The 15266-nt window shown below is 36.4% G+C and carries 7 protein-coding genes; 5 read left to right on the plus strand and 2 right to left on the minus strand.

The window, feature by feature from the left end:
- Positions 1-38 precede the first annotated feature (38 nt).
- Both purH and PL77_RS13700 read left to right on the plus strand, forming a co-directional pair.
- Positions 39-1580, plus strand: a complete 1542-nt coding sequence (gene purH, locus PL77_RS13695; RefSeq protein WP_044206201.1) for a bifunctional phosphoribosylaminoimidazolecarboxamide formyltransferase/IMP cyclohydrolase — start codon at positions 39-41, stop codon at positions 1578-1580.
- A 199-nt stretch (positions 1581-1779) separates the two neighbouring features.
- The gene (locus tag PL77_RS13700) at positions 1780-2016 is read left to right on the plus strand and encodes a 4a-hydroxytetrahydrobiopterin dehydratase (RefSeq protein WP_044206204.1); all 237 of its coding nucleotides are present in this window, start codon (positions 1780-1782) and stop codon (positions 2014-2016) included.
- Here PL77_RS13700 and mutL read toward each other — a convergent pair.
- On the minus strand, positions 2013-4025 hold the full coding sequence (gene mutL / locus PL77_RS13705; protein ID WP_044206208.1) for a DNA mismatch repair endonuclease MutL: 2013 nt from the start codon (positions 4023-4025) through the stop codon (positions 2013-2015). The two genes, PL77_RS13700 and mutL, sit on opposite strands and share 4 nt — an antisense overlap.
- Positions 4026-4198: 173 nt before the next feature.
- A complete protein-coding gene (gene ettA / locus PL77_RS13710; RefSeq protein ID WP_044206212.1) occupies positions 4199-5887 on the minus strand; it encodes an energy-dependent translational throttle protein EttA in 1689 nt (562 codons plus the stop codon).
- A 478-nt stretch (positions 5888-6365) separates the two neighbouring features.
- Between ettA and PL77_RS30560 the strand changes: the two genes are divergently transcribed.
- The 3 genes from PL77_RS30560 to PL77_RS13725 all read left to right on the plus strand — a co-directional run bounded on the left by PL77_RS30560 (position 6366) and on the right by PL77_RS13725 (position 15230).
- Complete coding sequence (locus PL77_RS30560) at positions 6366-8603, plus strand: DUF349 domain-containing protein (RefSeq protein WP_052444395.1); 2238 nt, start codon at positions 6366-6368, stop codon at positions 8601-8603.
- A gap of 236 nt (positions 8604-8839) precedes the next feature.
- Positions 8840-9697, plus strand: coding sequence for a gliding motility protein GldN (gene gldN / locus PL77_RS13720; protein ID WP_082026531.1), 858 nt, complete (start codon positions 8840-8842; stop codon positions 9695-9697).
- 154 nt (positions 9698-9851) lie between these two features.
- Positions 9852-15230 (plus strand): alpha-2-macroglobulin, encoded by a 5379-nt coding sequence (locus PL77_RS13725; protein WP_052444396.1) that lies wholly within the window; start codon positions 9852-9854, stop codon positions 15228-15230.
- Positions 15231-15266 lie beyond the last annotated feature (36 nt).

Here is a 15266-nt window from a genome sequence, read left to right on the forward strand (position 1 = left end):
CGCTATAATCACAAATCAAAGATTATCAATAATATAATATGAAAAAGGTCGAGTCAGCACTCATTTCGGTTTTTTACAAAGACAATCTAGCGCCAATTGTAAAACTGTTACAAGAAAATGGTGTCACAATTTATTCAACAGGTGGCACACAGAGTTTTATAGAAGAACTAGGAGCCGAAGTAACGGCTGTTGAAGACTTAACTTCGTACCCTTCTATCCTTGGAGGACGTGTTAAAACTTTGCACCCTAAAATCTTTGGAGGTATCCTTAATAGAGGAGACAACGAAACAGATCAAGCTCAAATTGCAGAATACGATATTCCAAACATCGATTTGGTAATCGTAGACTTGTATCCATTTGAGGAGACTGTAGCTTCAGGAGCGGAGCATCAAGCAATCGTAGAAAAAGTAGATATCGGTGGTATTTCTTTGATCCGTGCTGCTGCTAAGAACTATAAAGATACTTTAATTGTATCTTCAAGAGAGCAGTATGATGAAGTAGCTCAAATCTTATCAGAGAAAAACGGAGCAACAGATCTAAAAGATCGTTTACGTTTCGCTGCAAAAGCATTTGACATCTCATCTCACTATGACTCAAAAATCTTTGAGTACTTCAATAGTGTGGTAGCTGAAGAGGAAGAAGAAATCCCAAGCTTGAAAGTATCTGAGCGTTCTGCTAAGACACTTCGCTACGGTGAAAACCCTCATCAAAAAGGAACTTTCTACGGTGAGTTATCAGAAATGTTCGATCAGTTAAATGGTAAAGAACTTTCATACAATAACTTGGTAGACGTTGACGCTGCTGTAGCATTGATCGACGAATTCCCTGCTGAGGAAGGTGCCGCTTTTGCAATCTTGAAGCATACAAATGCTTGTGGTGTTGCTTTAGGTAGCGATATCAAAGATGCTTATGTAAAAGCATTAGCTTGTGATCCTGTTTCTGCATTCGGTGGTGTATTGATCAGTAATAAAGAAATTGATTTAGCAGCTGCTGAAGAAATTCACAAATTATTCTGTGAAGTAGTTATTGCTCCAGGTTTTGCAGAAGATGCATTAGCATTATTAAAAGGAAAGAAAAACCGTATCATCCTTAACAGAAAAGAAGTAACTGTTGGTAAGGTTCAGTACAAATCATTATTGAATGGTGTATTGGCTCAAGACAAAGACCTTCAAACTGAAACTTGGGAGGATTTGAAAACGGTAACTGAAAAAGCACCTTCAGATGCTCAAACTGCCGCTTTACTTTTTGCTAACAAAATCTGTAAGCACACAAAATCTAATGCTATCGTTTTAGCGAAAGATGGTCAGTTGTTTGCAAGTGGTGTGGGTCAAACTTCAAGAGTGGACGCTTTAAATCAAGCAATCTTAAAAGCGAAAAGCTTTGGATTTGATTTATCAGAAGCTGTAATGGCATCAGATGCGTTCTTCCCATTCCCTGATTGTGTAGAAATAGCACAAAAAGAAGGAATTGAAGCTGTAATCCAGCCAGGTGGATCAATCAAAGATCAAGATTCCGTTGATTTCTGTAACAACAATGGTGTTGCTATGGTAATGACAGGTGTTCGTCATTTCAAACACTAGAATATAGATTAAGCACTTTGCTTTTAAAGAAACCGATGCCTTAGGGTGTCGGTTTTTTTGTTCTATTGCTAAACTATTTGCTATATATTGTTCTTTAAACAACTTATCATTAGCTTAGTTATAATATACTAACTAGAAGAGTTCTCTTTTTTAGGGAAATCGCCCCAAAAAATTTTTGAACACATAATAAAACAAGAAAATGAGTTGGATAGAAAAAGACAATAAACTCCAGAAGACTTTTACTTTTAAAGACTTTTCAGAAGCTTTTGCTTTTATGACAAGGGTAGCATTTTTAGCGGAACAGCATCAACACCATCCCAATTGGTCGAATGTATGGAATACAGTGGAAATCCATCTCACTACACACGATGCGGGAAATACAGTAACGGAAAAGGATAAGAATTTAGCAGAAGCAATTGATCAATTATTGGATTAGCGGATATTGAATAAACCTTCAATTTGAGCAGTATCCATAAGGACAATTGTCTTCTTACCGTCAGGAGTATAGTTGGGTGATTCGCAAGAGAAAAGTTGTTCAATCATCGATTTCATCTCTTGTAATTCTAATACCTGACCACTTTTGATACAAGCTCTTTTTGCTAATGCTCTCGCAATGTTTTCATTGGCAGAAAGACGCAACTCTTGATTGTGTTTTACTTGTTCTAATAGTTCCTCAAGGATTTCTTGCTCATCACCACCTTGGATAATTGCAGGAATACCTTTGATTAGAATTTCATTATTTTCTTCCATTGAGAAACCAAAACCTAAGGCAGTGATTTCAGGAGAAAACTCTGTAAATAATACAAAATCTGAAGGGTTGAGGGCTACTTTTTTAGGAAAAAGTAATTGTTGAGAAACACCTGAAGAGTTTTCAATCTGTAAAAGGAATTTCTCATATAAAATACGTTCATGTGCCGCTTCTTGATTCATCAGCATCACGCCAGACTTTACCTGATACATGATAAATTTCTGATGCAATTGCGTAGGAATGACATTGTCAGAAGGAAAACCTTCATTATCAGAAAGCTTTTCTACAGACTGATCAATATCGTTAGCTCTTGAACTGTAGGTAATTGGTTCGTCAGGCGTTTCAGAAGTAGAGAAGTTATTAGAAGAAAGTTGTTCTTCATCTGGATTCCATGGAGTAAAGTCAGGCATTTCGCCAGATTCTTTGTTGCTCCAAGAATTCAAACGTGAAGAAACTTTCACGAAGTCTTCTCCATCATTCCCTTGATCAAAAGGTACATTGACTACAAAATCATCCAACGGAGTTGAAGTGCTGCCAACATTCTCTGAGAAAGAAGTTGAATTACTTTCAGATGGAGGAGGCAGGTCTGGAAGGTTAGAAGAAATTTCAATACTATCTATACTTGGAGGAGTAGAGGTCACAATTGGTCCTTTATCCTCATCTTTTGCAAAATTGACATCAATACCGAAATCAATAGAAGGTGCAACCCCATAACTTGCCAATGCTTGTTTTACAGCGGCACTAACAATTGCATAGGTTGTTCTTTCGTCAGCAAATTTAACTTCCGTTTTTGTAGGATGAACATTGACATCTACATTGGCAGGATCAAGCTCAATAAATAAAAGATAGAATGGAAAATGATTGTCAGGAAGTATAGTATCATAAGCCGTCATGATAGCGTGGTTTAACGCAGAATGCTTGATATATCTTCCATTGACAAAGAAAAACTGTTCACCACGTGTTTTCTTTGCGTTTTCAGGCTTCCCGATATAACCTTTTACTTTGATTACTCCTAAATCCTCTTGACAAGGGTAAAGTTGTTCCTGATAAGATTTACCGAACATGGAAACAATACGCTTGGCGATATTTCCAGCTCTAAGATTATAGATTTCTTTATCTTCAGAAATCATGGTCATTGAGATTTCAGGGTGAGCTAATGCCACTCTCTGGAATTCATCAATGATATGTTTTAATTCAACAGGGTTTGATTTTAAGAATTTTCTTCTTGCAGGAACATTGAAGAAAAGGTTTTTTACTGAAAAAGCAGTGCCTTTAGGAGTACTGATTGGTTCTTGCTTTTTCACCTCAGAACCTTCAATTTCTAATAAAACACCCAATTCATCTTCTTCCTTTCTAGTTTTGACAGCCACTTGAGCTACCGCTGCAATGGAAGCCAAAGCCTCACCTCTAAAACCAAATGTATTGATATTAAAGAGGTCTTCAGAAGAACCTATTTTAGAAGTAGCATGACGTTCAAAACTCATTCGCACATCAGTTTCAGACATACCGCATCCATTATCAATTACTTGAATCAATGTTTTACCGGCATCCTTTACTTTTAGCACGATAGATTTACTACCAGCATCGATGGCATTCTCCACCAATTCTTTCACCACTGAAGCGGGGCGTTGTACCACTTCTCCAGCTGCAATTTGATTGGCTAATGACTCAGGTAATAATCGTATGACGTCTTGCATATTTAATTCTTAACTATATTTGATATAGTGATTTTTCAAAATTCTTGTTGAAAAAATTCAATAAAAAAGAATCTCATCAGAATTACAAAAATAACCTCTTTTTGTTTAAAAAAAATGCTTCTATTATCATTATTAGATAAAAGAAGCATCTTTTAGAAAAGTTTGTAAAAAAACTATTTCATCAATTTTTTATATTTCAATCTTTTTGGCGTTGTATCACCTACTTCTTCTCTTCTCTTCGCTTCATACTCTGAGAAGTTACCTTCGAAGTAACGTACTTTTGAATCACCTTCAAATACCAATAAGTGAGTAGCTAAACGGTCAAGGAACCAGCGGTCGTGAGAAATAATCACGGCACAACCTGCAAAGTTTTCTAATGCTTCCTCTAACGAACGCATAGTGTTAACATCCAAGTCGTTGGTAGGTTCATCAAGTAATAACAAGTTAGAACCTTCTTTTAAGGTCATTGCTAACTGCACTCTGTTTCTCATACCACCAGAAAGATCACTGATTTTTTTCGATTGATCATTTCCTGCAAAGTTGAACTTACTCACATAAGCTCTTGAGTTGACTTGCTTGCCACCAATTTCCATGATTTCATTACCTTCAGAAATAGTTTCCCAAACTGTCTTGTTAGGATCCATCAATGCATGTTCTTGATCTACATATCCAATTTGAACTGTATCTCCAACTTCAAAAGTACCATTATTAGGTTGAAGTTGACCCGTGATCAATTTGAATAAAGTAGTTTTACCAGCACCGTTCGGCCCAACAATCCCCACAATGCCACCTTGTGGTAACGTAAAGTTTAAGTCTTCATAAAGCACTTTATCATCAAAAGCCATAGAAACACCTTTTGCTTCGATTACTTTACTACCCAACCTTGGTCCAGCAGGGATGTAAAGTTCCAACTGTTGTTCTTTCTCCTTCGCTTCCTCGTTTAAGAGATTTTCGTAAGACGATAAACGCGCTTTTTGTTTGGCATGTCTACCTTTAGGAGTCATACGGATCCAGTCCAACTCACGCTCTAATGTCTTCTGACGTTTTGATTCTTGCTTTTCTTCCTTCGCTAAACGCTTTTGTTTCTGATCTAACCAAGAAGAATAATTTCCTTTCCAAGGAATACCTTCACCACGGTCCAATTCAAGAATCCACCCTGCCACATTATCCAAGAAATAACGGTCGTGGGTTACGGCAATTACAGTACCTTTATATTGTTGTAAATGTTGCTCCAACCAGAATACTGACTCCGCATCCAAGTGGTTGGTAGGTTCGTCAAGTAATAGAACGTCAGGGGCTTGTAATAATAATCTACATAAAGCAACTCTACGTTTCTCACCACCAGAAAGTACACCTACTTTTTGATCTTCAGGAGGACAACGTAAAGCGTCCATTGCTCTTTCTAACTTGCTGTCTAATTCCCAAGCATCAAGATTATCTAATTTCTCTTGTACTTCTCCTTGACGCTCAATGAGTTTGTTCATTGCGTCAGGATCTTCAAGAATCTCAGGCTCAGCAAATTTCAAGTTGATTTCCTCAAATTCCTGAAGTAAATCTACCGTTTCTTTAGCTCCTTCTTGAACAACTTCTTTCACCGTTTTTTCAGGATCTAGTTGTGGTTCTTGCTCTAAGTAACCAATGCTATATCCTTGAGAAAAAACGACTTCACCACGATACTCTTTATCAACCCCAGCAATGATTCTTAAAAGAGAAGATTTACCTGATCCGTTTAGACCTAAGACACCAATTTTGGCTCCATAGAAAAAGGATAAATAAATATTTTTAAGGACCTGTTTATTAGGAGGATATACTTTCGTTACACCCGCCATTGAGAAGATGACAGTTTCGTTATTGTTGCTCATATCTTTAAATTATTGAACTAAAAACTCATATTTTCCGTAAATGTAGGAGAATACTTAAATTAATCACTAATAAAAGTGAGTATATCGTGGTAAAATTTGCAAATCAAAATCAAAGGTAGCAAATTGCATAATAATTAGAGAATGTGAGAAAAACACCATGTATATAATATAAAGTGGCACAATTCTTATAACTTATTTAAGTATATATCTCATTCGTAGTAAATATATAGTTTGACTAATAAAATAATTTAAAAACGTATAGATAAAAATTACAGTTAATTTAAAAAATTATCATAATTCGGTTTGTAAGAGACTATCAGAAACTATTGATCATTTCAATTCTTAAAGTTGATCAAATGCATTTTAATACTACGTTAATGACTAAGTATTAATTGATATTATCTTCACCAATTTATTTTATTAATAATTTAATCAACAGCTTTTATTATCATTTAAAAGACCAAACAGGCGAATAGCGATGTCAGATTCCCAAATTATCGAGCACAAGAACATTACAGAGTACGGCTATGTACAAGATGGTAAAGTATTTTTAAGAGGATATTACCATTTCCAAGACAGAGAAATTGGAGTCGTAAGAGAAAGTGAAGAAGAGAGTTTACAATATTTTGTAGACCGTTTCACTATGGTAACAAACAAAGTTTTAGCAGTTAAAGAAGCAGTACATACAGCAGAAAATAAAGGATCATTCTTAATGAAGTTGATCCACATGCGTACTTACTTAGCTTCATTCAACGGATTAGGTGACTTTACTGAACTTTACGAAATCATCAATGTATTAGAAGATGAAATCAACGAGTACATTTCTGTCAACCGAGCTAAAAACCTAGAAATCAAAACTGCTCTTCTCAAAGAAGCTGAACAGTGGAAAGATAGCACTGATTGGAAAGAAGCTTCCCTTCGTTTCAAAGAGATCAAAATGAACTGGATCAAGACAGGTTCTGCTATTAAAGAAGAAGAAGAAGAACTGTCTACGAAGTTCAACCAATATATGGATGACTTCTACCAAGCTAGAAGTGATTTCTATGAAAAGCAAAATGCTCTTCATGAAGAATACATTGATCAATACGAAGCATTATTGATTAAAGTAAGAAGAATCAACCGTATGGGTGGTGGTGAAGATCACGCTCAAGAAGTAAAAGATTTACAGGCTCAATGGAGAGAAGTTGGTAACGTACCTAAGAAGAAAATGGGCTTCTTAGTACAAGACTTCAAACGTGAAACTGCTAAATTCTTCAGCTCAATCGGTGGTGGCGGATACCAAGATCGTGGTGGTTACCAACAACGCGGTGGCGGCGGATACCAACAACGCGGCGGTGGCGGATACCAACAACGCGGCGGTGGCGGATACCAGCAACGCGGTGGTGGCGGATACCAGCAACGCGGTGGTGGCGGATACCAGCAACGCGGTGGTGGCGGATACCAGCAACGCGGTGGTGGCGGATACCAGCAACGCGGTGGTGGCGGATACCAGCAACGCGGTGGTGGCGGATACCAGCAACGCGGTGGTGGCGGATACCAGCAACGCGGTGGTGGCGGATACCAGCAACGCGGTGGTGGCGGATACCAGCAACGCGGTGGTGGCGGATACCAGCAACGCGGTGGTGGCGGATACCAGCAACGCGGTGGTGGCGGATACCAGCAACGCGGTGGTGGCGGATACCAGCAACGCGGTGGTGGCGGATACCAGCAACGCGGTGGTGGCGGATACCAGCAACGCGGTGGTGGCGGATACCAGCAACGCGGTGGTGGCGGATACCAGCAACGCGGTGGTGGCGGATACCAGCAACGCGGTGGTGGCGGATACCAGCAACGCGGTGGTGGCGGATACCAGCAACGCGGTGGTGGCGGATACCAGCAACGCGGTGGTGGCGGATACCAACAACGCGGTGGTGGCGGATACCAGCAACGCGGTGGTGGCGGATACCAACAACGTGATAATGGTGGTTATCAACAACGTGGTGGATACCAACAACGTGATAATGGTGGTTATCAACAACGTGGTGGATACCAACAACGCGATAATGGTGGTTACCAACAACGTGATAACGGTGGATACCAACAACGTGGTGGATACCAACAACGCGACAATGGTGGTTACCAACAACGTGGTGGATACCAACAACGTGACAATGGTGGATACCAACAACGTGATAACAACTATGGCGGAGGTGGTGATAGACCAGCATATAGCACAAGAGATATGGGTGGGATGTCAAACAAAGCTCCACTAGAATCTAAAAAAGATTTACTAGAAACAGCAGAAAAGTACCTAAGCGATGGTGCACCATTCAACATTGCTAACATTAAGCAATTACAAAATGGTTGGAAATCATTAGGTAAGGAGCCTTCTCAAGAGGATAAAGAAATGAACTTACGTTTCCGTATCGTTTGTAACGAAATCTTTGAGAGTCACTTCTTGGAGCGTACTGCTAAGAATGAGGAGCCAGACTTATACAGCTTATCTGATTTTGAGCAATTAAAAATCAAATTAGATATTCTTAGAGAGTCTATCCGTAAAGACGAGCAAGAATTATTTGAATTCAATGCGAAGTATTCTTCGATTTTATCATCTCCAAATGCGGAGCAAAACACTGAAAATTATGCTTTATACCAAGAGCGTAATAACTATGTGAATAAATTGAAGACAAAACAACGTATTCTTAAGAAATTAGAAGACAAGTTGTTAGCAATGTAATTCAAAATAGAAATATTTATATTTAAGTGCCTTGAACGAAAGTTTGAGGCACTTTTTTTATAACAGATAATTTATTTAAAAAACTGCTGATTAAACCTAAATTTCCTTTAATCTTGAGCCTAGACTTACATCATTTTAATCATTAACAGTAAATACTCTTTAAATTTGTCACTTTATCAATGTGGCATGATATTTTTAATAAGTCTGTTACAATATGAAATAATCCATCTATCATTATGCAGAACAGAATATTTATATATATACTAACAGCTTTTTTATTCATAGTAAGCAATGAGTCAAAAGCTCAAATGGCAGATACTTTGACAAACCCTCACTCTATGATGGATATCCAGAATTATGAGGTGATGTGGAAAAAGTCGTTATGGTTTAGAGTGAATTTACAGACTAAGATTAATTATGGATTCTTTTCTAAAAATAAAGAATTAACGAAAATCATAATTGATGCTGTTAAGAATGACAGGATTGTACCTTTCACAAGTGACACTTTAGATACAAGGTTATCGAAAGAAGAGTTTTTATCTCGTTTGATTATTCCTCAAACTGTAGGAGATACAATTGATGATGATGACGAAGCTTGGGGAGATGTTGATGGTATGACTTTCAAAAATGATAGTGGTCAAAAACCAGGTGAAGAATATTCTCCTGAAAGACTATGGGCTATTGAATTAAAAGTAGATAGAGTTTTTGATAAGAGAAGATCAAAAATGTATAATGACTTAGTAGCGATTAATTTAATTATTCCTGCTTCAGAAAACCCAAAGGGTATTGATATTGAATTAGGATCTTTTTCTTACAGAGAATTAAATGAATTGGTTTTCCACAAAAGAGATGAAAATGGGAAATTAATAGAAGATCCAGATGCAATTTGGTTTAACGCTGCTAATTCAGCTCAAAATAGAAATTTAGGAGATGCATTTGCATTGGAATTATATGATGGACGATTGATCAAGTTCGAAAACCCACAGAATAATTCAATCATTATGATGTATGGAAATAATAAAAAATCGCTTTATCAATCACAAGAAGCGGTTTATAAGTTAATGGAATACGAAGCCCTACTATGGGAATATTAAAACATTTATGTAATATATATTAAAGTCATATCTACGATATGACTTTTTTTGTATCTTTAATAAGTTCACAAAGACAACTTTCCATAAGAACATACTTTGAACTTCAATTAAGCTGTAACTGATTATTCAAAGGTGTTCAAAACCATGTAAAAAAATGAAACAAAAACTACAAGCATGCCTATTACTGCTTTTATTTTTTAATTTATTAATTGGTTGTGGCACAACCACTTCAGATGATGAAGAAACGAAGGTTATTTACAATAATTTTGATGGTGAAATTTCAACATTTCAGAACCTTTCAGTTACCCTTAGTAAAGAAATAAGAGAATCAAAAAATGATGAATGGCTGAATGAACAGTATTTTACAATTTCACCAGAAGTAAAAGGTAAGTTTAAATGGACAGCCAAAAATACTGTGATCTTTTCACCTGAAAATGGATTTAGCCCAAGTACAGATTATACACTAAAACTATCAGAAAGTGTTTTTGCAAAAGAAGGAATCGTATTAGATAAAAGCCAACTCAACTATTCTTTTCATACGCCTTATTTAAAAGTAAATTATGCAAGTATTGCGTGGGCTTTAGGGAAGAATAATCAAGCGGAACCTCATCTAACTTTAAATTTTAACTATTCGGTAGATAGAGAAAAGGTAGCTCAAAAAATTATTATCAAAGATGGTGATAGAGATTTAAAAAGTGAGTTAGTTTCAAAAGGAAAAGGAACCCAATTAGTATTAGCTATTAAAGGTGAAGTTCCAGAGAAGGAAGTGGCAGTGAATATTATTGTTCAAAAAGGAATTATGCTAAAGGGAGCCAAAGTGGCTTCAAAAGAGCAAAAGTTGAAATCGATTATTCCTAAAAAGGAAAAATTCCAAATATCATCTGTGGTTGCTAAAATTCTTTCGACTCAGAATGTGATTGAAATTAAGGCCAATCAAGGAATCTATAATGAGAAATTGAAATCAAAAATTTCTGTTTCGCCAAAAGTAGCTTTTGAAGTGGAAACCATAGAAAGTGGTGTACAGTTAGTGGGTAATTTTAAATCAGGTCAATCCTATACCGTATCTATTTCACCGGAAGTGAAAGGTGTTTTTAGAACTAAGCTCGGGTCAAGATATAAAAAGAAGATTGTCTTTGGTGAAGTAGAGCCAAGTATTTCTTTTGCGGATAAGAAATCAATTTATATGTCTAACAAAAGTAGCAAGAAGATTGATTTAAATATTATCAGTGTTCCTGAGGTAGACATCAATATCTATAAGATTTATAAGAACAATCTTTATGCTTTCTTTGACGATAATAGTAATTATCAGGAAAGTGATTACTACTATTACGGGCCACAATATTATAAACTAGGCGATGAGGTATTCTCTCAAAAGAATGTAGCCGTTAATGATTTACCAACGAGTGGTAATTTCCAGACTTTCTCATTGGACTTTTTAGATGAAAACAGATTCAATGGGGTTTATGTCGTTGAGATACGTAGTTCAAAGAAAAGGTATTTAGCTGCTAGAAAACTGATCAGTATTTCTGATATCGGTCTTTTAGTAAAACAAGGAAAGAACAGTGTATTAGTATATGCTAATTCAATTGCAGATGCTTCACCTATTGCGAATACAAAAATTACTTTAGTCAGTAGAAATAATCAAGAATTAATTTCAGTCAATACCAATGCTCAAGGTGTAGCAGAGTTTAAGGACCTTGAAAGTGCTACTAAAGGTTTCAACATAAGAATGATCTATGCTGAAAAAGATAATGATTTCAACTATCTAAACTATGACCAAACAAGGGTTGCAACTGAGCGTTTTGATGTAGGTGGTATGCGATTAAATAGTACAGGTTTGATGACCTATATTTATGGAGATCGAAATTTATATAGACCTGGAGAAACGATTTATTTCAAAACAATTACTAGAGACAAAGACTGGAATCCTATTTCAGATCAACCAATCAAAATAAAAGTATACCTACCAGATGGTAACTTATTGAAATCTGAAAGAGGGATGCTTAATGAAGAAGGTTCTTATGAATCAGCGGTAAAATTGATGGACGGTGGTGTGACTGGCTATTATACGATTGAAGTAAGCACCGCTAATGATATAATTCTTTCGTCAAAAAGAATTAGTGTTGAGGACTTTATGCCGGATAGAATTAAGGTCACTACAAAATTAGATAAGGAGCAGGTGGGAGTAGATAGTAAATTCGAAATAAATGCTACTGCAATGAATTTATTTGGAACGCCGGCATCTGATAGAAGTTATGAAATCGACTTCTCGTTAAGTAGAAAAAACCTTTATGTAAAAGAGTTATCGGAATATAACTTCAACTTAAAAGGGAACATATCTTTACGATATGATGATCATTTGCGTCAAGCTAAAACAGATGCAGGTGGTTCTTTCGCTGAGACGTTCCTTATAGATGGAATATATAAAAATAGTGGTATCCTTGAAGGGAAATTGTATACAACTGTTTTTGATGAATCAGGCAGACCTGTCAGAAGATTAAACACAATTGAAATTCCTACTCAAAACTATTTCTTGGGAGTGAAGGATCAAGATTGGTATATCAAAACTAGACAACAAGCGAGATTACCATTAGTAGCGGTTGATCAAAATAGAAAAGTAAAAAGTGGCGTAAAAGCTGAGGTAGAGTTAGTACGTTATGAGTGGCAATCTGTGATGGAAAGTACTTATAATGGTAGATACCGCTATGTTTCTCGTAAGAAAGAAATTGCACTGGAGAAAACATCTATTACTATAAATGGTAAAAACACTACGTATGATTTCTTACCTGAAGCTTCAGGTGAATACGAGGTAAGAATACGACTTCCAAAAGCGAAGACTTACATCTCAAAGAGATATTATGCGTATGGATGGGGAATGACTTCAAGTACAGCTTTCCAAGTAGATAAAGAAGGTAGAGTAACTATTGAAGCTGAGAACCCTAAATATCAGGTTGGAGATAAAGCGAAGTTATTATTCAAGGCTCCTTTTAAAGGTAAATTACTGGTTACAGTAGAGCAAGATGATGTATTATCACATTATGAATTGGATACCGATGAGCAATCTGCTTCATTGGAGTTACCAATTAAAGAAGAACACCTTCCTAATGTATTTGTAACCGCAACTTTAATCAAAGGCGCCAAAGATAATGCACTTCCATTGACTGTTGCACATGGTTTTACTTCTATAAAAGTTGAATCACCAAAATCAAAATTAGCCTTAAAAATCAATGCACCTAAAGAAAGTAGATCCAATAGAACGCAAGAGATTGAGGTAGTAGCAGAAAATGGTGAGAAAAATATCGAAATGACTATTGCTGTTGTGGATGAAGGAATACTTCAAATCAAAAATTATAAAACACCAAGTCCTTATAACTACTTCTATCAAAATAGAGCATTAGGTGTAAATACGTATGATGTTTATCCATTGGTCATGCAGTTTAAGCAACAAGCCAATAGCTTCGGTTCTGATATGGCAAATTTAGGTGCTAGAGCAAATCCAATGGTGAACAATAGGGTAAACTTAGTAGCTTTCTGGAGTGGAACATTGAAGACAGATTCAGATGGAAAAGCGACATTTAAAGTAGATATTCCTGAGTTTTCTGGTGAACTGAGAATTATGGCAGTTGCGAATAAGGAAAAAGCATTTGGGTCAGCTGAAGCGAGAATGAAAGTGAAAGATCCACTGGTATTGAGTGCGTCTTTACCAAGATTCTTGAGTCCTTCAGATGTGAATGATGCTAGTATTATGATGACCAATACCACTAATAAAGACTTGAAGGTTAAAACTAAAGTTGATGTCTCAGGTGCTCTGACTGTAAATCAATCACAATTAGAAACGGTGACAATCCCTGCCAATTCTGAAAAGAGAGTTGGATTTAAGTTAACAGCAGCTCAAGAGATCGGTGAAGGGAAGGTAGTAGTCGTTGCCAATGCCAATGGTGAAGATTTTATTACTAAGACCAACTTGAATGTAAGACCTGTTACCTCATTATTGAAATCAACAGCATCAGGAGTTATTAAGGCAGGAAGTAATAAAAACGTAGACCTTAAGAAAGATTATATCAGTTCTTCAGTAAATGGTAAACTTTGGCTGAGTAAATCGCCAATGCTACAATTTGCAGAAGACTTGAATTACTTAGTGAGATATCCTTATGGATGTGTAGAGCAAACTGTTTCTGCAGTTTTCCCTCAATTGTACTTAGCAGACTTGGCATCTAAAATGACAAAAGGCGTAAGTGAAGGAAGTGTTGATTATAATATCAATGAGGCAATAAGAAAGCTTCAGAGTATGCAGATTTATAATGGTGCTTTGACGTATTGGCAAGGAGGGAGCTATGAAAGTTTCTGGGGGTCAGCTTACGCTGCTCATTTCTTAATGGAAGCTCAGAAAAATGGGTATCAAGTAAATCAAAGGACTTTAGATAAACTTCTGGATTATTTGAGTAAAAAAGTAAAGAAGAAGAGTACACGTAACTACTATTATTACAGTAATGGTACTAGAGTTATTGAAAAAGCGGCTAGTAAAACAGTATTTTACTCTTTATATATCTTAGCAGAAGCTGGCAGAGCAGATATAGCTACGATGAATTACTATAAACAGAATCAAAAACTGATTCCTAGAAATTCAAAATACATCCTTGCCACTACTTATTTGAGAGCGGGAGATCAAAAAACATATCGCCTTCTTTTACCTAATAAACTGAATTCAGACAAAGCTGAAAAAGAGTTTGGAGGAAGTTTCTCTTCTTACATTAGAGATCAAGCATTAGTATTAAATGCACTTTTAGGAACTGATCCTAAAAATGCTCAGATAGGAACTATTGCTAGACATTTAACTGAAAGCATGAAGACAGAAAGTTGGATGTCGACCCAAGAAAGAGCATTTAGCTTGTTGGCATTAGGAAAGTTGGCCAAGAAAGCAAATTCTCAGGAAGTGAAGGCTTCAATCAATGCAGACGGTAAAAAACTAGCAAGTTTTGATAATGAAGACTTAACTCTAACTAAGGAGGTATTAGGTAAGCAATTAAACATTGCGACTTCTGGAAATGGAGAATTGTATTATTTTGCAGAGTTGGAAGGACTGAATGCTTCTGGAAAATATCCTGAAGAAGACAAAGGGTTGAAAGTAAGAAGAATCTATTACAATCGTGAAGGGCAAGTAATTACTTCTGATCAGTTTAAGCAAAATGAATTGATCATCGTAGGAATATCATTACATTCAGATGGAAAAAAGATCGAAAATGTAGTGGTTACAGACATGTTACCGGCAGGTTTTGAAATCGAAAATCCAAGACTAGGGGCAGTTCCTGGTGTAAAATGGACTAGAGATAAAGCCTCTACACCACAGCATGTTGATTTCAGAGACGACCGTGTGAATTTCTTTGTTACTGCTACAACAAAATCGAGAACATATTATTATGTTGTAAGAGCAGTTAGTAAAGGTACTTTCAAGGTAGGTCCAGTAAGTGCTGACGCAATGTACAATGGAGAGTATCGCTCATATCATGGAGCAAAATCAATAGTGGTTGAATAAAATTTTTAAACATATAATACCATTTTGCCAAAGTAG

Source organism: Flammeovirga sp. OC4 (genome assembly GCF_000812565.1).
Taxonomy (GTDB): Bacteria; Bacteroidota; Bacteroidia; order Cytophagales; family Flammeovirgaceae; genus Flammeovirga.